At 34.2% G+C, this 20,717-nt stretch carries 19 protein-coding genes; 8 read left to right on the top strand and 11 right to left on the bottom strand.

Annotated features, from left to right (window positions below; genetic code table 11):
* Positions 1–133 precede the first annotated feature (133 nt).
* From uvrC to FNOD_RS01000, 5 genes are all read left to right on the top strand, one after another.
* Complete coding sequence (gene uvrC, locus FNOD_RS01020) at positions 134–1,825, top strand: excinuclease ABC subunit UvrC (protein WP_011993386.1); 1,692 nt, start codon at positions 134–136, stop codon at positions 1,823–1,825.
* 170 nt (positions 1,826–1,995) lie between these two features.
* A complete protein-coding gene (locus FNOD_RS01015) occupies positions 1,996–3,033 on the top strand; it encodes an ABC transporter permease (protein ID WP_011993385.1) in 1,038 nt (345 codons plus the stop codon).
* Between the two features lie 14 nt (positions 3,034–3,047).
* Positions 3,048–3,980, top strand: coding sequence for an ABC transporter permease (locus FNOD_RS01010; protein WP_011993384.1), 933 nt, complete (start codon positions 3,048–3,050; stop codon positions 3,978–3,980).
* A complete protein-coding gene (locus FNOD_RS01005) occupies positions 3,980–5,011 on the top strand; it encodes an ABC transporter ATP-binding protein (protein ID WP_011993383.1) in 1,032 nt (343 codons plus the stop codon). The genes FNOD_RS01010 and FNOD_RS01005 overlap by 1 nt, the downstream gene beginning before the upstream one ends.
* The gene (locus FNOD_RS01000; RefSeq protein ID WP_011993382.1) at positions 5,008–6,201 is read left to right on the top strand and encodes an ABC transporter ATP-binding protein; all 1,194 of its coding nucleotides are present in this window, start codon (positions 5,008–5,010) and stop codon (positions 6,199–6,201) included. The genes FNOD_RS01005 and FNOD_RS01000 overlap by 4 nt, the downstream gene beginning before the upstream one ends.
* Before the next feature lie 56 nt (positions 6,202–6,257).
* Here FNOD_RS01000 and FNOD_RS09340 read toward each other — a convergent pair whose 3' ends face one another.
* The 11 genes from FNOD_RS09340 to rnr form a co-directional block, all read right to left on the bottom strand.
* Positions 6,258–6,890: a TetR/AcrR family transcriptional regulator gene (locus tag FNOD_RS09340; protein WP_011993381.1), complete on the bottom strand. Its 633-nt coding sequence runs from the start codon at positions 6,888–6,890 to the stop codon at positions 6,258–6,260.
* Positions 6,887–7,687, bottom strand: coding sequence for an ABC transporter permease subunit (locus FNOD_RS00990; RefSeq protein WP_011993380.1), 801 nt, complete (start codon positions 7,685–7,687; stop codon positions 6,887–6,889). The genes FNOD_RS09340 and FNOD_RS00990 overlap by 4 nt, the downstream gene beginning before the upstream one ends.
* Before the next feature lie 41 nt (positions 7,688–7,728).
* Positions 7,729–8,619 carry an ABC transporter ATP-binding protein gene (locus FNOD_RS00985; protein ID WP_049750982.1) on the bottom strand — a complete coding sequence of 297 codons (891 nt, stop codon included), beginning with the start codon at positions 8,617–8,619 and terminating at the stop codon, positions 7,729–7,731.
* 147 nt (positions 8,620–8,766) lie between these two features.
* Entirely contained in the window at positions 8,767–10,029 is a 1,263-nt protein-coding gene (locus FNOD_RS00980) for an ABC transporter substrate-binding protein (RefSeq protein WP_011993378.1), read from the bottom strand.
* A gap of 85 nt (positions 10,030–10,114) precedes the next feature.
* Positions 10,115–10,360 (bottom strand): hypothetical protein, encoded by a 246-nt coding sequence (locus FNOD_RS00975; protein ID WP_011993377.1) that lies wholly within the window; start codon positions 10,358–10,360, stop codon positions 10,115–10,117.
* Between the two features lie 32 nt (positions 10,361–10,392).
* The gene (locus tag FNOD_RS00970; RefSeq protein WP_011993376.1) at positions 10,393–11,073 is read right to left on the bottom strand and encodes a ComF family protein; all 681 of its coding nucleotides are present in this window, start codon (positions 11,071–11,073) and stop codon (positions 10,393–10,395) included.
* Positions 11,051–11,545, bottom strand: a complete 495-nt coding sequence (locus FNOD_RS00965) for a metallophosphoesterase (protein ID WP_011993375.1) — start codon at positions 11,543–11,545, stop codon at positions 11,051–11,053. Before FNOD_RS00965 ends, FNOD_RS00970 begins: the two co-directional genes overlap by 23 nt.
* Positions 11,538–12,614 carry a lysylphosphatidylglycerol synthase transmembrane domain-containing protein gene (locus tag FNOD_RS00960; protein WP_011993374.1) on the bottom strand — a complete coding sequence of 359 codons (1,077 nt, stop codon included), beginning with the start codon at positions 12,612–12,614 and terminating at the stop codon, positions 11,538–11,540. The genes FNOD_RS00965 and FNOD_RS00960 overlap by 8 nt, the downstream gene beginning before the upstream one ends.
* 16 nt (positions 12,615–12,630) lie before the next feature.
* Complete coding sequence (locus FNOD_RS00955; RefSeq protein ID WP_011993373.1) at positions 12,631–13,362, bottom strand: IspD/TarI family cytidylyltransferase; 732 nt, start codon at positions 13,360–13,362, stop codon at positions 12,631–12,633.
* Complete coding sequence (ligA, locus tag FNOD_RS00950) at positions 13,326–15,371, bottom strand: NAD-dependent DNA ligase LigA (RefSeq protein WP_011993372.1); 2,046 nt, start codon at positions 15,369–15,371, stop codon at positions 13,326–13,328. The genes FNOD_RS00955 and ligA overlap by 37 nt, the downstream gene beginning before the upstream one ends.
* A 44-nt stretch (positions 15,372–15,415) precedes the next feature.
* Positions 15,416–17,716 (bottom strand): ribonuclease R, encoded by a 2,301-nt coding sequence (gene rnr / locus FNOD_RS00945; RefSeq protein ID WP_011993371.1) that lies wholly within the window; start codon positions 17,714–17,716, stop codon positions 15,416–15,418.
* Between the two features lie 218 nt (positions 17,717–17,934).
* Between rnr and FNOD_RS00940 the strand changes: the two genes are divergently transcribed.
* The 3 genes from FNOD_RS00940 to FNOD_RS00930 are packed head-to-tail and all read left to right on the top strand — an operon-like array spanning position 17,935 to position 20,707.
* Positions 17,935–19,077: a CD0519/CD1768 family membrane protein gene (locus tag FNOD_RS00940; RefSeq protein ID WP_011993370.1), complete on the top strand. Its 1,143-nt coding sequence runs from the start codon at positions 17,935–17,937 to the stop codon at positions 19,075–19,077.
* A gap of 24 nt (positions 19,078–19,101) precedes the next feature.
* A complete protein-coding gene (locus tag FNOD_RS00935; protein ID WP_011993369.1) occupies positions 19,102–19,707 on the top strand; it encodes an MBL fold metallo-hydrolase in 606 nt (201 codons plus the stop codon).
* A 55-nt stretch (positions 19,708–19,762) separates the two neighbouring features.
* Positions 19,763–20,707 (top strand): ribonuclease, encoded by a 945-nt coding sequence (locus tag FNOD_RS00930; RefSeq protein ID WP_011993368.1) that lies wholly within the window; start codon positions 19,763–19,765, stop codon positions 20,705–20,707.
* Positions 20,708–20,717: the final 10 nt, after the last annotated feature.

Here is a 20,717-nt window from a genome sequence, read left to right as displayed (position 1 = left end):
CCCCCAAATCGAAATTTTATTTTTGAATTTTCTAGCTGACAATTAACTGAAAGTAGTTTATAATTATTTCTAGCAATTTTCAAGTAATATCATATGAAGATAAAGTTAAAATTAGATACTTGGGGTGTTTTTTATGTTAGATTTTAAAATTTTGGAAAAAATACCGAATAAATCTGGAGTTTACATATTCAAAAAAGGAGAAGAATACATATACATTGGCAAAGCAAAAGAGCTGAAAAAAAGATTAACCTCACATTTTAAAGCAAAAGATGGGAAAAGCAAGTTAATAGTTGAAGAAGCTGATGATTTACAAGTTATATTACTTGATAATGAGAAAGAAGCACTAATACTTGAAGCTAATATGATATACAAATACAAGCCAAAATACAACGCTATGTTAAAAGACACGCAGGTTTATCCATATATAAGGATAAGCAATGACGAAATTCCATATCTTGAAATTGTTCGCAATCGCAAAGGCGAGGGTGAATTTTACGGACCTTTTACAAATGTATATTTTACAAGGCAGCTCTTTGAAGTACTGAGAAAAGTATACAAATTCAGAACGTGCAAACGTGATATTACAAAATTGAAAAAACCTTGTATGGATTATCACTTAGGTTTGTGTTCTGGCGTGTGCATCAACGAAGAGAGTCCAGAAGATTATAAAAAGAAAATTAACGAGGTTAAAAATGTTCTCAAAGGAAAATTTAGCAATGTTATTTCTTTTATAAAGTTAAAAATGGAGCAACATGCCAGATTACTCGATTTTGAAAACGCGGCAAAGTATAGGGATATATTGTTGAATTTTAATAAAGTCATGGAATCTCAAGGCGTAGTTTTACCAGAGTCTGTAAACATCGATTTAGTCGTTGGGAAACATAAGACTTTCCTCGTTTTCAAGATACGCTCCGGATACCTTATCTCTAAGCTTGTGTATGAATACGATGGCCATATAGTGGATTTCATAGAATTATTCTATACACAAAACACTTCAGACATACCAGAAAAGATAATTGTCGAAAAAGAGAATAAAGAGCTTAAAAACATAGCCAAAATATTAGGAATCAAAATAGCCCAAGCCAAAGATGATTTGGAATTGCAATTACTCAACAAAGCCATAGATAACCTAAATTATGAGATAGGACTTATCTTGACTAACAAGATTATTCTAAAACAAATGAAGGAATTACTTGGACTCATGAAGTTGCCAAACAGGATAGAGGGAATAGACATTTCGCACTTGGCTGGCAAAAATACGGTGGCTTCGCTTGTTGTTTTTGAAAACGGTGAAATCAAGAAGGAAGAATACAGAAGATACAAACTTGGTGATATTTTGGACGATTTTGAAAGTATACGTATCGTTGTCAAGAAAAGGTATACGAAGCATAATGTCCCAGATTTACTTTTCATAGATGGTGGAATTGGACAAGTAAATGCCGCCTACCAGTCCCTAAAAGAAATTGGGAAGGAAAGAGAATGTGATGTAATAGGCTTGGCTAAAGAAGAAGAAACTATAGTAACTTTACATGGAGAAATAAGATTGGCTTTCGACCATCCTGTTTTAAGGTTACTTGTAAAGATACGTGATGAAACGCACAGGGTAGCAAATGAATTTACAAGGAATTTATCCACAAAAAAATCACTTAGAAGCATTCTCGATGAAATAAAATGGATAGGTCCCAAAAGAAAAAAGACTCTGCTTGAACGTTACACTTCCATTGAAGAAATACTCTCGGTGTCAAGGAGCGAAATTGAACAATTAATTGGGAAAAAAGCCACTGAAAGTTTGTTAAATGAACTATCGTATCGTAGGAACCTTTAAATTCGTGTTAAATAAGTTGATAAATGTAATTTGAGTGTTATAATTCTTTCTAGGATGTATAAGATTTCTATTTTTCTGTAACCAACATATAAATTTGGACATATTCTTAAATTAACAGTATTTCGAATTTAATTTTTTATTTTTTAGATTATCACAGGAGGTGGAGGTAGTTGACAACATTTATCATCAGAAGGCTACTTTTGTTACCACTCATAGTCTTAGGAGTCTCACTGATTATATTTAGTTTGTTCCAGATTTTGGGTCCAGATAAACTTCTTGCTTCATACGTAAACCCAAACGTGTTTGATAAACTTTCAAACGCGGAGCTTGACGCTTTAAAAGAAAAGTACGGTTTGAACAAGCCATTTGTAGAAAGATATGGAAAATGGCTTTTGAACGCTTTAAAAGGAGATTTAGGTTGGTCACAGGTTGGTAAAGAACCTGTATTAAAAGCTATTTGGAGTAGGTTCCCATATACATTTGAGCTTGCTTTGTACGCTCTCTTCCCAGTTGTTGGAGTTGGTATATGGCTTGGAGTAATGGCTGCAGTTAAAAGGGATAAATTCTTAGACCACTTTATAAGAATTGTTGCTATAATTGGTTGGTCTTTCCCAGACTTTGTCTTTGGCCTTCTCGTACTAATGGTCTTTTATTCAGTGCTCGGTTGGTTCCCTCCGGGAAATCTTTCACAATGGGCTGAAGAAGTAGTTAAATCATCATCGTTTATTAAGGCAACTCATCTTTTGACTATCGATGCACTCATAAATGGTAGACTTGATGTATTTTGGGACGCATTAAGGCATATAATTGGACCTGTTCTAACACTTTCATTCTTGTGGTGGGCATACTTACTTAGAATTACAAGATCAAGTATGCTCGAAGTTCTTTCAAAAGAATACGTCAGAACTGCTCGTGCAAAAGGTGTTCCCGAAAAAGATGTTATCCACAAACATGCAAAGCGAAATGCTATGATTCCGGTAGTTACAGTTGCGGGTGCAATGGTTATCGGTTTACTTTCTGGTACAGTTATAATCGAGGTTATATTCAACCGAACAGGTATAGGAAGATTGGCGGCAGAAGCGGCTGTTGCACTTGATTATGCAACTGTTCTGGGAACAACTCTGTTCTATTCAACGTTACTTGTACTTGGTAACCTCATTATAGATATCTTATACGCAGTATTTGACCCAAGAGTCAGACTTGGTTAAGGAGGTGCCAAAAGATGAGTGAAAATAAAAAGCAAAATACAGAATTTAAACGTGTAATGCGTAAGATTTTTAGAAATCCTTCTGCAGTATTGGGATTTTCTCTGTTAATATTCTTTATAATCATTGCTATTCTTGCACCTGTTATAGCTAAACCAGTTAACCCAATGATGTTAGATGAAAATGGTAATCCAATGAAATTAGATAATCCTTACATTATGCCTATTATAACTTGGAGTTCTGAGCCAGTTCCTCCATCGGCAGAGCATCCATTTGGTATGATCCAAGGTAGAGATATATTCTACGGTGTTGTTTGGGGTACAAGAACAGCATTTTACATCGGGCTTACGGTTACAATTATTTCTACACTATTTGGTATAATAATCGGGGCAATATCTGGGTATTATGGTGGCTGGATAGACGAAATTTTAATGAGGATTACAGATGTGTTCATGTCTATTCCATTTTTGCTTGCCGCAATGGTTTTAACAACTATCCTTGGTAACGGTCTGGATAAAGTTATGATTGCAATGACCGTTTTTGGTTGGATGGGTGCTGCAAGGCTTATAAGGGCAAATATTTTACAAGTTAAAGAAGAACAATTTGTCTTGGCTGCAAAAGCACTTGGAGTAAAAGATTTCTTTATAATTATTAGACACATATTGCCAAATACAATTTTCCCAGTCTTGATTCAAGCATCAATGCGTATGGGTTCGCTTGTTATAACCGCTGCTGGTTTATCATTCTTAGGCTTAGGTGCTCCACTTGGGTACGCTGACTGGGGTTCAATGCTTAACTTCACACGTAACTGGATACTTGGTACAAGTGGTTCAACATTCTCATACTGGTATGCAGTCTTTTATCCAGGTATGGCTATGGTGTTATTTGTTCTTGCGTGGAACCTCGTTGGCGACGCTCTCAGAGATGTATTCGACCCAAGGTTGAAGTAATGGAGGTGGACAAATTGGATAAAAAACCACTATTAACTGTTAGAAATTTGAGAACATATTTTTATACAGAAGATGGCGTTGTAAAAGCAGTAGACGGAGTAGATTTTGAAGTATATGAAGGCGAAACATTAGGTATCGTTGGTGAATCTGGAAGTGGAAAGAGCGTCACTTCACTAACCATATTAAGATTGCTTGATCCAAAAGGCAAGATAGAAGAAGGTAGCGAAATCATATTCAATGGAAAGAATTTATTAGAACTCAATGACGATGAAATGCGTAAAATTCGTGGTAATGAGATAGCAATGATATTCCAAGAACCAATGGTTGCTCTTAACCCCGTCTTTACTATTGGCGAACAGATTATGGAAGCTATTTTGCTCCACCAAGAAGTTGACAAAAAAACAGCAAGACAAATGGCTATAGATATGTTAAGAAAAGTCGGTATTCCTGAACCAGAAAAACGCGTTGACGAATATCCACACGAACTCTCCGGTGGTATGAGACAAAGAGCGATGATAGCAATGGCTCTTTCTTGTAGGCCAAAACTTCTCATAGCAGATGAACCAACAACGGCTCTTGATGTTACGATTCAAGCACAAATACTCGAACTAATGAAAGAATTACAGAGAGAATACGGAATGGCTATTATACTTATCACACACGATGTTGGAGTTATAGCGGAAAACGCCGACAGAGTAGTTGTTATGTACGGTGGAAAAGTTATGGAAACAGCTGATGTAAAAACTGTCTTTAAAAAGCCTAAACATCCATACACATGGGGACTATTGAACGCAATTCCAAGATTGGATATTGAACAAGACAGGCTTTACAGTATACCGGGTATGGTTCCAGACCCATTACACTTCCCACCAGGATGCAGATTCAGTAATAGATGTGAATTCAAAGAAGAAAAATGTACTATAGAAATGCCAGACCTTGTACAAGTTGAAGAAGGGCACTATTCAAGGTGTTTCTTCTACAAGAAAGTTGAAGAAGCACAAAAAATAGCAAAGGCTGGTGAAGGCGCATGAGCGAAAACAAAATAACACAAGCTGTTCAAAATACAAATTTCCAAAATCAAGATGAACAAAAAGAGGTTATCTTAAGGATAGATAATCTTGTTAAACACTTTCCTATCAAAGCTGGAGTTTTTAAAAGAATAGTTGCTTGGGTAAAAGCCGTTGACGGTGTGAGTTTTGAAGTTTATAAAGGTGAAACAGTTGGTCTTGTCGGTGAATCTGGCTGTGGGAAAACAACAGTTGGTATGACACTTTTGAGACTTTACGAACCCACTTCAGGTAGAATTATAGTGAATGGTGAAGATACAACACACTATTTCTTACCTTCATGGAAGGCTAAAAGATACGTACAAAAGACATACATCGAAAAATTCAGAAATAGTGGCTTTACTCCAAAAGACGACGTTGATACTAAATATTTTAAAATATTCAAGGAAAAAGGCGAAGAAGGGCTAATTAAATACCTTGTTGATGATTTGGAAGAAAAGCGATTACAATTCAGAAGAGATATCCAAATAGTTTTCCAGGATCCATACAGTTCGCTTGATCCAAGAATGCGTATAAAAAATATCCTTGCCGAAGGTCCTTTAGCTCACAAAATGATTACGAAATCACAGGCAATTGATAAAGTTGGAAAAGCACTTGAAGAAGTTGGAATTCACCCGACACACATGTACAGATTCCCACACGAATTTTCCGGTGGTCAGAGACAGAGAATTGGTATAGCAAGAGCTTTACTAATGAATCCAAAGCTTATAATCGCAGACGAAGCTGTTGCCGCACTTGACGTTTCAATCAGATCGCAGGTTATAAACCTCATGATGGATTTACAAAAAGAACATAACTTAACGTATCTTTTCATATCGCACGATTTGTCGTTGATTAAATATATTTCCAGTAGAGTTGTTGTTATGTACCTTGGAAAGGTTGTTGAGACTGCGCGTAAAAAAGACTTGTTCGATGAACCTTTGCATCCATATACAAAAGCACTTATGAGTGCTATACCAGTTCCAAACCCAGAGTTTAAAAAACAAAGAATAATACTCCAAGGAGACGTTCCAAGTCCGGTTAATCCACCAAGTGGATGTCCATTCCACCCAAGGTGTCCAGTTGCAAAACCAATTTGTTCAAAAGAAAAACCTGAGCTAAGGGAAATTAAACCTGAACACTTCGTTGCTTGTCACTTCCCAGGAAGTTTATAATACCCAGAATAAAAAAACAATCGACCCAATTAATTGGGTCGATTGTTTTTTGTATATCAGAGAATTCCATATTTTATAAACTCTATAACTTTTTTTAACTCGTCCAAAATTTTGTTCATACCATCTTCCATATTTTTTTGGAGACTATACTTATTCAACAATAAATTTCCATATGATTTGAGCACAGTAAACGTGAACTCAAAAGCAAAGTTTCTATCAATACCATCTTTAAGTTTGATATTTGAAAACTTTTCCCATAAAGTGTTGTAACTTTTCTTTTCTTCGTTCATCATTAATTCTATCAATTTCTTTTTCATTTCTGTGGTGAAAACTTTTGAATTAACGTTCTCTAAATCGTTTCTCAAGATTTCAAGAAATTTAAACTCAAGTGGATGTACGATAAAATACTCAATCTTTGATTTAGTCACCTCTATCAGTGAATCAAAAAAGTCATTACAAACTTCTATTTTAGGTAAAACAACTGAATATAATTCGGATATAAGTTGTTCAAAAACCGAAAAGTACAATTTTTCTTTACTTTTAAAGTATTTAAATATCAATCCTTTAGAAATGCCAGCTTTTTTTGCTATCCTGTTGGTAGATGCCGCCACAAAACCGTAATTAGCGAATTCTTCTAAGGCTATTTTCAATATTAAATCTTTCTTTGTTTCGTTTTTAACTTCTTTCATGAGTATATATCTTTCCTTTCGTAGTAATAAACTCCAAAAAATAAAGTAGTGATGTAAATTAGTATAATTACAACAAATGCAGTTACATTAAAATTTTTACCTTTTATAAGCATCGCTGGGTCAAATATTCCAAATGGCGTGAAATTTTTTATATATTCGTACTTTTCATACACACGTGAAATAAGTGAAAGTACATAGAAAAATCCAAGAACAAACAAAGAACCTGTATCGGCGATATTTCTTTTTCGAGTTATAAGCGAAAAGGCAATTCCTACAGCCGTCATAAATATATGCACTGCCCAAAAGGAGAATGCAATTTGCCAAAAAAGCGACAAATCAAAAGGTTTCACTTTGTATTTGTTAAACATTCCAAGGAGAGAAAATGTAATTACAAAGTCATAGAAAATTAAATATAGATTAACTGATAAAAATTTTTCCAAAACGTATTTTTTTCTACTTATAGGTCTTGATAAGACAAATTCTGCGGTTTTATCGTGCTCCTCTTTTACAAACATAGAAGAGGAAAGCTTTGTCAAATAAAAAGTTGCAAAGAGAAATATCCATATTTGGCCTTGCATCGCAAAGAAGTGAAGTATATCGCTGAAATCTATCTTTTCAACACCAAATATTTTTAAAAAGGCTTTTGGTAAAAGTTGCATCTTTGATGAAAACAAACCACCTTCACCAGCAAAAGATGGAAATAAAGCTGAGTACATAAATTGTATGGCTATTATAAACGCGGACCAAATTACAAAAGATTTAAAATTCCTCTTCATTTCCCATTTAAATACCTGCACATTTCTCCCTCCCGCTCATTTTATTTTTTAATTATTTAATATTAGGATTGATAAAGCTTCTCAAACACGTCTTCTAACGATAAATCCTCAATAAGAACGTCTGAACATTCAACTTTGTTTAATAAATCAATTAAACGTTTTACGTCTCCATCGAAAAATATGGTTATATCAGAATTATTTCTTTTCAAATCAACAATTTCGTTGTAATTTTTAAAAACAGATTCGTCAAATATTCCATTTATAAGGGTTACCTTCTTCAAGGACTTTCTAAATACCTTAGGAACTATCACCTTTCCTCCCTTTATAAAAATTACCCTATCACATAGTCTCTCAACCTCGTTTAACACATGTGAGGAAAGTAAAATACCAACTCCCTGTTTTTTGAGTTCCTCAAGTACGTTGTAAAGTTTTTTTTGAATAAATGGATCAAGTGCGTTAGTAGGTTCGTCTAATATCAAAAGCTTGGGTTTATGCGCAAGTGACTGAATTATCGAGACTTTCTTCTTATTTCCTAAAGACAATTCCTCAAATTTTTTGTTTAAGGGTATGTCAAAATTGCTGCACAACTTTTCACAGTAATCTTTATCAAAATCAGGATAAAAACTTGCATAAAAATCGAGAATTTTCTTTACAGTAACGTCTGGATAATAATTTACTTCTCCTGGAACGTAACCTACATCTTTAATTAGTCTATGTAAATTGTTTCTTGTAACTTCCTCACCAAAAAGGAAAATTTTTCCATTCGAAGGTTTTAAATATCCCATCACCGTTCTCATCGTTGTAGTCTTTCCCGCACCATTTGGTCCAACAAATCCAACTATTTCCCCAGAATCAACATAGAGATTAACATCTGAAATTGCCAACTTTTTTCCGTAGTACTTTGTTAATCCGATAATTTCAAGCAAATATGTGCCTCTGGCATTTTCTACCAAGTCAATCACCTCCAAATAAGAAACAAAAAAAATAAGTGACCATATGGTCACTTATTGTTATATCACTTTTATTGAAAAATATCAAGGTTAAAATAAAATAAGGGCTCGATTTATAAATCGAGCCCTTATTTGTTTTTTTAATTTAAATTATTTATATTCTTCAGCCAAATATTTCTTTATATCCGCATCCGCTTTCTTAATTGCTGTTTCCATGTCAACTTTTCCGTTGATGAAATCGTTGAACATTGTGCTAACAACGTTTCTAATTTCCGTCCAGACGCTAAGTTGTGGATCCATTTTTGCATTGTCAATCTGTTGTAGAGGAATTTCCAACAATGGATCAGACTTTGCTGCTTGTTTCCATATCGTTGTTTGAAGAGCGGCTCTTCTAACTGGCAAGTAGCCTGTGTTTATCGCCCAGTATGCCGTGACTTCTGGTGAAATTAAGTATTTCATAAATTCCCAAGCTGCTCTTTTTTCTTCTTCCTTAGCTGTACTGAACATAATTATATCTGTTCCTGCAAATGGAACATTTCTTGTCTTCCAAACAGGAACTGGTGCCCATGACCATTGGAATTTACCTTTAGCTGAACTTTCGACGTATGTTCTTCCAGCTATTGTATCAATGTACATTAATACGGTACCTTGACCAAATATGTCATTAAGATATCCACCTTGTGCGAATGCTACCTTGTCGTCGAGAAGTTTCTTGAAGAATGAGAGAACTTCTCTTGTTTCGGGAGAATCTATCGCAGAAACATATCTTCCTGTTTTTGGATCTTTTTTGACTATATCTCCGCCACGCATCATAAGGAATATTTGGAATGTATCAACAGTTGTTCTGAACGCAAAACCGTAAACATCTGGTTTACCATCTTTATTTTTATCCTTTGTTAGGGCTTTTGAAGCGTAAAGAAGTTCGTTTATAGATTTTGGTGCACTAATACCTGCTGCCGATAGTGCTGTTGCGTTATAGTAAAGTATGTACAAACTTTTGTTGAAAGGAACTGCGTAAACTGTGTTACCCCATGTACAGTTATCTCTAAATGCTTTAAAAACATCTTCCCATTCCGCTTTTGTCATACCAATCTTTGGATCGTTCATATACTTGTTAAGTGGCTCAACTATGTTACTTTGTAATAATTTGGCTGTCCAGTTCGCGTAAGCTTGTGAGATTGTTGGAAGTTGACCTGCTTGTGCACCTGCAAGTAATTTTTGTTGTAATGCGTTGTAGTTACCTATATAAACTGCTTCAACTACGATATCTGGATGAGATTCGTTAAAAGCTTTAACAATCTGGTTCAAAGTTTCGCCCTGTCCACCGCCCATAGCATGCCAAAAAACTACCTTTGTCGCACCAAAAAACAGTACAGATGTGATTAACAAAACAACCAAAAGAACTTTTCTCATATGTCTACACCTCCCAAAATTTGTGGTAAGAAATCACCGTAGCATATTATTTTACCATAAGTTATGTTTTTTTTCGTTAAGAATTTTAAAGGTCTAACTTCAAAGAGCGGACAGGACCACCGTTTTTTTGCGCTATTTCGTTTAATTCTTTCAATATATCTTCTTTTTTCAGTCCCATTTTTTCAATTTCTTCCCCTATGGTCCCCCATTTTACATCACCGCATACTATAACCTTTATCCCCTTTTCAAGAAGTGGCTGTATAAGATAAGGAAAATATTCAGCAATTTTCTCAAATGATGTGTTTTCGTTTATATACACATTTCCAGACATTTAGAAACCTCCTTTCTATTAAACACATTCATTTAACCTCTGTTCATAGCAATGACTATTGGTATCACTTCTTTTGGTTTTAAATATTCAAGAGTCTTTATAGCTTCCCTCATTGTACTTCCAGAAGTATACACATCATCAATAATCAAAATAGATTTTGTTGAAAAATTCGGCAAATTATCTAAGAGAATAAATTTCCCTTTAACTGCTTCCTCTCTGTTTTTGGCAATAAGCTGGTCCGTTTCTCTAACTGCTTTCATAGTCTGTACAAATGGTATGTCTAGCATCTTTGAAATTCTTTTAGCAATGAGATTCATATGATCGTACCCGCGTTTCTTTTTGGCACTCTTAGTTGCCGGAACGTACGTTATGTAATCAAAATCTAAATGATTAAACTTTATAGTCCTCGCAATCATCTGAGCAAATTCTTTATGAAGTGAATCATGGTTTTGATATTTGTAAGATAGAATAAAATCTCTCAAGAGTTCTTTATAAATCCCGAAATAGTATATTTCAAGACCTCTATGTATTAAAGTAACAGTAGAAGGTGGAGCATGTGTCAATTCAAGACAGCGTTCACATAGCCTGTGACCGTTACTTTCATCTCCACAGACTACACACTGTGTATTTGTTATAAGTCCTGTGATTTCAGAAATTGTTTCATTTAAGCTATTGAATATTTTAATTAACCTATTGTATTTCAATGATTTCATATTCTTTATTCGAAGGATCCAAAATAACAGCTGTTGCTTTTCCCGTTAGATAGCCACATGATTCTCCAGGATTTATGATAAGCGTTTTTCCTTCTTGACGTATATCAATTTGATGAGTATGTCCATAAAAGACGAAATCGTAAAGTTGAGATTTTATAGCAGGTATAAGCGCATATGGTTCATGCATTAAGAATACTCTAAAACCGTCAATTTCTTTTTCATAAGGTCCGTTGTGGAGTTTAGATTGGAACTTTTGCATTAGAAATAACTTTTCACCATCGTTATTTCCAAATATGCCTAAGAATTCTATTCCATCGTGCAAAAAATATGGTGCAAGAAAAGGTGAAACGATATCTCCAAGATGAAAAATTTTGCTTATGCCTCTTTTTTTGGCTATTTCCACAATTTTATTTACATTTGGTATGTTGTCATGCGAATCACTTATTATCAACCAAAGACTTTCTTTACTCATCTTTTTTTCCCCCTTGATTACCCGTTGTATTAATTGAGTCATCTGTTAAATTTGTTGAACTATCATTCATCATTTCATCCTTGTGTCTAGCTACTCTCCAAATGAGAACAGTACCAAGGAAAACAATTAAATAGTAGGTTATAATTCTAAACATTAGAATTCCTACCATCGAAGATTTGCTATCGTACATGTGTGATAAAACTAATTGATAAAACCCCTCTATACTACCACTCGAACCCGGTGTTGGAACGTAATAAACAACGGTGTTTAACATCGTAAGAGTTCCCCAAATTACTGAAAGTGGTACACGGATAGTTGTTACAGCTTCTATTGAGAGTTTTAAAAGTAGTGGTGAAGCTACCGAAGCTATGACTCCCAACAACCAGTCTAATATAAGAGCCCAATAATTTTTCAAGAATAATGTTTTAGTTGAATCACTCATATTTTCTATCCACTTGAGTGCTGCTTCTTCTTTGTTTTTTAGTTTCTCTGACCTTGTGATTTTCCTAATCAATCTGAAAATTGAAAAGAGAAACTTTTTATTTGTAAAAGCTATAAAACCTAAAATGCTAATCGCCGTAGTAACGAAAAATCCAAGTAGTACTACTCCTAAACCCACCGTACCCCTCAAGATTCCTATAACTTTGTTGATAAAAATTATGTCTACTGTGAAAACAATCATTATTCCAACAAACATCCTGGAAATAGTTATGTTAGTTGCATCGTAAGTTGAAAGCCCAAGCCTTGTAAGATGGTATATCTGAAAAGGCTGTCCCCCGATAGACATTGGTGTCACAAAAGAAAAATAGATATTGAAAAACACATTTTCAAGTGCTTGAAAGAATGTTATTTTGTATCCCATACTTTTTACAACTATCATCGTCCTAATGGCATGTGCTAAATAATCAAGCGCTAAAATAACTAAAAATACAGGGACATATTTAAAAGGATAAGAAATCAAAGCCTTGTAAGGATTTTCCTTGGCAAAGAAAATACCAACAATATTTATAACGGATAAACTTACGACAACAGCTATTATTATGTTAATTATTATTTTCCTTAAATTCAAATAACTCTCCCCCTTACTAGTACTTTGTTTCTTCCGATTTTTCTATTAATTTTTTTGCTATTTCAATATCTTCCATCGTTGTTATTTTTATATTCGCCCTACTACCATTTACATACTTTACACTGTAGCCAGAAGCCAAAACTATGGAAGCGTCATCTGAAAATAAATGAAGCATATTTAAATGTTCTTCCATTGATTTTCTAATTATTTCAAATTTAAAAGTTTGAGGAGTTTGGTGAAGGTGTATCTTACTTCTTGGAATTATTTCATCTATCAATTCACCATTTCCAGAATAACTTACAGTGTCTGTTGCAGATATTGCTGTTACAACAGCTCCAAATTTTCTGCATTCTTCCAAATTTCTTAAGATTATATCTTCTGTAATTAAAGGTCTTGCCCCATCGTGGATTAAAACTATATCTTCATCATACGCAAAGTCTTTTAGGAAAGAGATCGCATTCCATATCGAATGCTGACGTGTGTCACCACCAGGTAGAATTGTTATGCTATTTCTCGAAAAGTCGGATATTCCACTGATTATCCTCTTTGTTTCATCGATGTAATTTTCTGGAGACAGCAAAATTATTTTATCAAACAAGTCAAAAGAAATAAATTTTTCAACAATGTATTCTAATATAGTTTTATCGTTTTTTATAGGATAAAATTGTTTTGGTTTTACCCATCCAAATCTGTTACCTTGACCACCAAATGCTAAAACAGCGTATCTTTTGGTTTCGGCTTTTTCCACGATTCTTTGAGTTCAACTCCTTTCTTTTCAAGCATTTCTAAAAATTCTTGTTCATTCAAAACTTTAACACCAAACTTTTTCGCTTTTTCTAATTTGCTTCCCGGGTTTGTGCCTACTAGAAGATAATCTGTTTTCTTAGTAAGGTTATCCGTAAAATGTCCACCAAGTGATTCTATAAAGCGTTTTATCTCTTCCCTTGAAAAATTCTCCAAGGTTCCAGTTACACAAAATGTAAGTCCATCTAGAATATTTGAAGTTGTAGTTTCAGCACTTTCGAGATTTACTCCAGCTTTTCGTAATTTTTCCAATATTTCCTTTGTCTTTGGCGAATTGAAATATTCGACTATATTCTTAGCGATATCTTCTCCAATTCCTTCAATTTCACTCAATTCTTTTATATCTGCTTTTGAAAGTTCTTCCATGCTTTTATACTTTTTGGCAAGCACTTTTGCAATCTTTTCACCAACACCTGGTATTCCAAGTCCAACTAGCAATTTTTCAATTGGATTTTGTTTTGATTTTTCTATCTCACTTAGTATATTTGATATCATTTTTGGACCAAGTCCGCTTATTTGCGCTAAATCAAAGATATTTAAATAATATAAATCTGCTATATCCTTAACTAATCCAGCATCAACAATCTTAGAAATAATCTTTGGCCCAAGACCTTGTATATCCATCGCTTGACGTGATACAAATACTTCAATATGTCTTTTCAATTTTGCTGGGCAATGTGGATTCAGACATTTGTAAGCTACGTATTCTCCCGACTCTTTACCAACAGGTCCTCCACATTCGGGACATTTTTCTGGTGGAACAGTTTCTATTTCATCACCGTCACGTAATTCTTTTAAGACATACGAAATCTGTGGAATTATACCTCCAGCTTTTTCTATAAAAACATAATCTCCTACACGTATATCATTTTCTTTTATATAGTCAAAATTGTGCAAAGAAGCCCTCTTAACTATGCTACCTTCAAGTTCAACCGGTTCAAACTCCGCAACAGGTGTAATAGTCCCTGTTCTTCCTACCTGGAATGTGATATTTAAGACCTTCGTTCTAACTTGTTGCGCTGGAAATTTAAAGGCAATTGCCCAACGTGGTGATTTAGCAGTCCAACCAAGTTCGTTTTGCTGTTCAAAATCGTTAACCTTTACTACAACACCATCTATCCAATACTCAAGTTTCTTCCTTTTTTCGGTCCATTCTTTCCAATAATCTATCACTTCTTCTATCGAGCTTAATAATTTACTATGTGGATTAACTTTGAAATGTAATTTTTCCAAAAACTTAAGCGCATCCCATTGAGTTTTCAAATCGTATTGTTGTGGTTTTACAATATAGTACATGAAGGAATCCAATTTTCTTTGAGCAACTTGTGATGGATCAAGTAGGTGAAGCGTTCCCGCCGTTGCGTTCCTTGGATTAGCAAATGGCAGTAAACCCTCTTCTTCACGTTGTCGATTAAATTCTTCAAAATATTGAACTGGCATGAATATTTCACCACGTACTTCTATCGTTAGAGGTTCGGGAAGTCTAAGCGGAATTGATTTAACTGTTTTGACATTTGCAGTAACATCATCGCCTCTTAACCCATCGCCTCTTGTGATAGCCCTTACTAAAAGACCATTCTCATATCTCAAAGCAATAGATACTCCGTCAATTTTAAGTTCTGCAACGTATTGAACATCTCTAACAACTTTTCTAATTCTTTCGTGAAAATTCCTTATTTCATTTTCGTTGTATGTATTATCAAGGCTGAGCATTGGTTCGCTGTGTTCAACTGTCTCAAATCCCTCAATCAGCTGTCCACCAACTCTTTGTGTTGGTGAATCGGGAGTTTTTAACTCAGGATATTTTTCCTCTAACTCCATTAATCGTTTCATCAATTTATCGTATTCTTCATCACTTATGACTGGCTGAGCAAGAACATAGTATCTGTAATTATGGTACTCAATTTCTTTTCTTAGCTTTTCTACCTCCTGTTTTATTTTTTCAGAAACCATGATTACCACCTCGGAAATTTTCGAAATTTTCGAATATTTAAAAATTATTTCTGTTTTTTATCTTTCATTCCCGTTTTAGATTCTTTGCTTGATTTCTTTCTTTTTTGTACAGTTTGCTCATAGCTCTTTGACTTATTTAAAGCCTTTTTCGATGATTTCTCTTTTGATTTAGCCTTTATAGATACACCGTATTCTTTTACTATCTGTTCAGTTTCTTCCATTAGTGCTGAATCTTCTGAAGAAGCTTCAACAAAATCTATTTCCATCCTTACCTTATCAGCCTTAACAACTTTTGCGTACAACACGTCACCTATTCTATAGATTTTTCCAGAGTGTTTCCCCGTTAAAATACTCTTTTGCTCATCATAAAAGTAATAATCATCCAAAGTGGAAATGTGTATAAGTCCTGAGATATATTTATCAGGTATCTCCACGAATAAACCAAATTTGGCAACAGATGTTACAACAACTTTGTACACTTCACCGATATGTTTTGATATGTAATCTATCTTCTTTAATGCTTCATAATCCCATTCGGCTTCGTCTGCCACGCGTTCACGTTTACTACAATGTATTGAAGCTTTTTCAAGATATTTTTCAATATTTTTCATCTCTTTTTTAGAAATACTTCCTCCAGTTTCGAGGTATTTTTTCAACAATCTATGAACGATAAGATCAGGATACCTTCTTATCGGAGATGTAAAGTGCGTGTAAGCTTCCGACGCTAAACCAAAATGACCTATATTGCTTGGCGAGTAAATGGCACGTTTCATAGATCTAACCAAAAGCCTTTGAATACTACTTCTAAGAGGATGATCTTTTGTTTTCTCCAAAAGCTCTTGGAGTATCTTAGGATGAATCTGTTGGGGAAGTTTCATATTGATACCTATCGCACTTAGGTAATTTTTCAACTGGAATAATGTATCAAAGTCAGGTTGTTCGTGAATTCTATAAATAAAAGGTATATCGGCATTATGGAATATTTCGGCGACAGTTTCGTTAGCTTTTATCATAAATTCTTCTATTATTACCTCTGATTCTCCACGCTTTCGGGGTACTATATCAATTGCATGGCCTTTTTCATCTAAAATAATCTTTACTTCATCACCTTCTATATCCAATATAGCTCCCCTACGTCTTCTATTTTCTCTGAGAATATCTTTTAGCTCCTTCATAAGGTAAATGTGCTCAGCAAGGTCTTTAAGTTTATCACCCTCAGGACGTCCTTCTAAAAATGCATTTACGTCATCGTAAACAAGCCTTCTGTAGCTTCGTATAACACCATTCCCAACTTTATAGTCAACAACTTCCCCTTTTTTATCAATTTCCATTAAAAGCGACATTACCAATCTGTCTTCACCTTGTACCAAACTACACAAGCCATTAGATAGTTTAAATGGTAGCATCGGTATAACCCTATCTGCAAGGTATATGCTCGTTGCACGATTGAAAGCTTCTCTATCGAGAGCCGTATTTGGTTTCACGTAATGCGAAACATCAGCGATATGAACGCCAAGCAGATAATTACCATTTGGTAACTTCTTAACATGTACTGCATCATCAAAATCCTTCGCATCCAAACCATCAATTGTTACGATGACTTCGTTCCTGAAATCCCATCTTCCTTCCAAATCCTTTTCAGAAACTTTATCTGGTAGTTTCGAGACTTCTTCCATCACATCATCTGGGAATTGAACTGGTAAGTCATGTTTCACAACAACTGTTGGAAAATCTGTAGCAGGGTCTTCTACTTTTCCAAGTACTTCAACAACTTTTGCCTCCGGCCCTCTTTTTATACTTGGATACTTGGTAATTTCAGCCACTACTTTCATCCCAGGTTTAGCACCATTTATATCTTCTATCGGAACTTTAAATTCGAAAGGTAATTTTGGATCATCAGGTATGATATATGCAAACTGCCCTCGCGTTTCAAAAACACCAACGAATTTTTTTATTCCTCTTTCCAGTATTTTGACAACTCTACCCTCTGGTAATTCGTACCATTTACCTATAATCTGAACTTGGACTTTATCCTTATGCATCGCAAGATTTGTTTTCTCGATTGGTACCGCTATCTCTTGACCATCTTCTGTTGTAACAAAAGTTAAATTACCACTTCTGGTAAATTCTATTGTCCCAACAAATAAATTACCCTTAGAGAGTTGATACCTACCATTATCATCTTTGAATATATATCCAATATTTATTAATTCGTTGAGTTGCTCTTTCAAAAGTTCTTTCTGATTATCCTCTATTATCCCAAAGTATCTGCAAATCTCCTTGAATGTCATTGGTGTGTATTCTTTTTGACTAAATAATTTTTTCAATTCCGTTTTCTTTGGCATTTATATTCCCCCTTTAAATATTATCCTAAAAGTTGCATACCGAAAGTAGCAAAAAAAACAACTGTCAATACTAAAGAATATTATATCATTAAAACATATATAGTTCAAAAACCTAATTTTTTACAATACAAAAAGTTTGACCAGTGATAATGGCAATGATAAACTCTATTTGTAATGAAATTCATATAAATTTATGCAGGAGAAGGAGGATACCTTTTATGAATAGGAAACCTTTATTTTCATTTGAAACTTTTGTATTTCTTTTCTTTCTTATAATATTTTTTTGGATTTTTACTTCAACAATGGGAAGCGCAAATTTTTTTAAGACTTTAATGTCAACTGCTCATGACTTATTGTTAAATACTGTATTCTTCATTATGGCAGTTGCAGTATTAACTGGTGCTTTCGCAGCTCTTTTGAATGAATTTGGAGTTATATACTGGATACACCTGCTTCTTGATAAATTGATGAAACCCCTTTACAATTTACCTGGAATTGCTGCAATGGGAATACTGTCAACTTACTTTTCTGACAACCCTGCTATAATTGCGCTTGCAAAAGATAAATCTTTCATCTCGCATTTTGAAAAGTGGCAGGAACCTTTATTATGTAATCTTGGTACAGCATTTGGTATGGGAATGATTGTATCTACTTTTTTCATTGCGCAGGGTGGAAGAGCTGGAGTTAACCTAGTTCCTGCAGTTATAGTTGGGAATATCGCGACAATTATAGGTAGTATAGTCAGTGTTAGACTTTTCTCTATATGGACTAAGAAAAAGCTTGGGAGCGTTCATAAAGAAGTTGAGAACGTAAATTTGAAACATAGAGAGATAAGAGAAGGTAATGCCTTTGAAAGATTCCTTGAAGCGATGTTAGATGGCGGGAAAACGGGTGTTGATATCGGTATAGGAATTATACCAGGCGTTCTTATAATAAGCACACTCGTTATGATGCTTACATTCGGCCCTAAGGACAACTCTGTCGGTTATCAAGGACTTGCATATGAAGGAATCGCACTTTTTGATAAAATTGGAAAATACTTATTTTGGCCATTGAAAATCCTTTTTGGCTTCGATTCACCACAGCTCATTGCATTTCCTATCACTTGTCTTGGCTCAACAGGCGCGGCCCTCGCACTTGTTCCAAGATTTATGGAACATGGCCTTATAAAACCAAGTGATGTGGCTGTCTTCACCGCTATTGGAATGACATGGAGTGGATATCTGAGTACACACGTTGGAATGATGGATGCACTTGGATATAGATATTTAACAAGTAAGGCTATATTATCACATACAATCGGTGGTATAGTGGCTGGCTTCAGTGCAAATTTGATGTATAATCTTTTTATTCATATTTAAGTGTCAAAAAGAGGGAGAATAAATATGATTGAAAATCTTAAAGTGTTCAAAACATCTGGTGAATTACAAACAAACAGCTATTCTTTTACAATTAATGGTATAGATTACATAGTAGATCCAGGAAAAGGAATTGGTAACTATGTTGATAAAACAAAAACTTACGATGTTATAATTACACATGGTCATTACGACCATATCGCTGGATTAAAGGAAATAAATGTGGGAAAAATATACATATCGCCTGAAGATAGCGAATGCCTATCAAATCCATCTTTAAACCTTTCTATATTTTTCGACGAGATTTTCAGTATAGATTATAAATGGTATAATATCGATGAGTACTTCGAGACAATTTTAGCACCCGGTCACACTGCGGGCTCTCGAATAATTATCATAAATGGACATTTATTCACCGGAGATGTTGTTTTTTCAGATACTATAGGAAGAGTGGATCTTTATATAGATAAGGAAAAAGCCAAAAAAATGCGTGAAGAAATGAAAAAAACGATAGAAAATTTAAGGAGAATTTTTAAAACTTTTCCTGATGACTGGAAAATCTGTCCTGGTCATGAAAACCAAACGACAATAAAGAGATTATTTGAAATTAATCCATTCTTCAAATCTTTTTGATGAGTCAAAGCTAATCAAAACTAACTAAAATAATTTAGAAATTAGGGGGCTTTATGTGGCTAAACTAGATAACAATAAGTATGTGGATATATACAGTCAAGAGTATCTCGAACGCATCAAATCCCTCGAAGTTAAAAGAAGAGTTATATTGGATATACTTAAAGAATACAAGAGCATGAACCAGCAAAAGATAGGAGTATTAATTAGAAACTTTGAAAGACCAGAGAAAGCGGATTTAAAGAAGATAAATCCTCTGACTTTTTCTTTTTTACTGCATAGTCTTTTTAACATTAATGAGAGCATTGAAAATAAAATAATTGAATTTGAAAAAAATAAAATTTCCAGATATGTGCTCTTTGAGATACTTTTTTGGGCAAAGCCTTCTTTGTATCCATTCCCAACTGATAACATAAAAAACTATAAAGACTTCCTAGTGAAACAAAAGAAAAAGTTGAAAGAATTAAACTTAGAAAATTTCGTCCAATTGTACGCACTCGAGAGTGCACAAAACGATACATTTATAAAAGATATCATCCAAAAAGCTATTTCAATAACTCCCGAAACGCTTGAAGAATATTTATGGATGCGGGATTTCATTAAATATTTAAATCCTATTGAGTCCAAAAGCTTAAAAGCAAGACTCCATCCATATGTTTGGAAGGTTTTATCCTCTAAGGAAAATACCATACCTGTTATAATAGATGGAAACAACATACTTATGTCTAAAAATATAAAAGGTCCTGAAAAAATAGATTCATTGCTTGAACTTATTGCTAAACTTGATAAAGTCTATTTTCCATTTTACATTGTTTTTGATGAGAACGCGAAATACAAATTTCACACAAAATACTTCAACTACAAGAAAACTTATTACCATTCACCCGCCGATGAGTTAATTATAAACCTCGCGAAAGAATATAAAGGAGTCGTATGTTCAATGGACAGGTTTAAAGAATACGAAATTAACATAAAAAACATATGGTACGAATTAAAATTGTGAAAATTATCAA

The organism is Fervidobacterium nodosum Rt17-B1 (genome assembly GCF_000017545.1).
Taxonomy (GTDB): domain Bacteria; phylum Thermotogota; class Thermotogae; order Thermotogales; family Fervidobacteriaceae; genus Fervidobacterium; species Fervidobacterium nodosum.
This window is presented reverse-complemented; position numbering and strand designations above follow the sequence as displayed.

Excerpts from the sequence above, each read along its gene's own strand:
- uvrC (WP_011993386.1), top strand. The coding sequence starts at position 134 with ATGTTAGATTTTAAAATTTTGGAAAAAATACCGAATAAATCTGGAGTT.
- FNOD_RS01010 (WP_011993384.1), top strand. The coding sequence starts at position 3,048 with ATGAGTGAAAATAAAAAGCAAAATACAGAATTTAAACGTGTAATGCGT.
- FNOD_RS01005 (WP_011993383.1), top strand. The coding sequence starts at position 3,980 with ATGGAGGTGGACAAATTGGATAAAAAACCACTATTAACTGTTAGAAAT.
- FNOD_RS01000 (WP_011993382.1), top strand. The coding sequence starts at position 5,008 with ATGAGCGAAAACAAAATAACACAAGCTGTTCAAAATACAAATTTCCAA.
- FNOD_RS09340 (WP_011993381.1), bottom strand. The coding sequence starts at position 6,890 with ATGAAAGAAGTTAAAAACGAAACAAAGAAAGATTTAATATTGAAAATA.
- FNOD_RS00980 (WP_011993378.1), bottom strand. The coding sequence starts at position 10,029 with ATGAGAAAAGTTCTTTTGGTTGTTTTGTTAATCACATCTGTACTGTTT.
- FNOD_RS00975 (WP_011993377.1), bottom strand. The coding sequence starts at position 10,360 with ATGTCTGGAAATGTGTATATAAACGAAAACACATCATTTGAGAAAATT.
- FNOD_RS00970 (WP_011993376.1), bottom strand. The coding sequence starts at position 11,073 with ATGAAATCATTGAAATACAATAGGTTAATTAAAATATTCAATAGCTTA.
- FNOD_RS00965 (WP_011993375.1), bottom strand. The coding sequence starts at position 11,545 with ATGAGTAAAGAAAGTCTTTGGTTGATAATAAGTGATTCGCATGACAAC.
- ligA (WP_011993372.1), bottom strand. The coding sequence starts at position 15,371 with ATGGTTTCTGAAAAAATAAAACAGGAGGTAGAAAAGCTAAGAAAAGAA.
- rnr (WP_011993371.1), bottom strand. The coding sequence starts at position 17,716 with ATGCCAAAGAAAACGGAATTGAAAAAATTATTTAGTCAAAAAGAATAC.
- FNOD_RS00940 (WP_011993370.1), top strand. The coding sequence starts at position 17,935 with ATGAATAGGAAACCTTTATTTTCATTTGAAACTTTTGTATTTCTTTTC.
- FNOD_RS00935 (WP_011993369.1), top strand. The coding sequence starts at position 19,102 with ATGATTGAAAATCTTAAAGTGTTCAAAACATCTGGTGAATTACAAACA.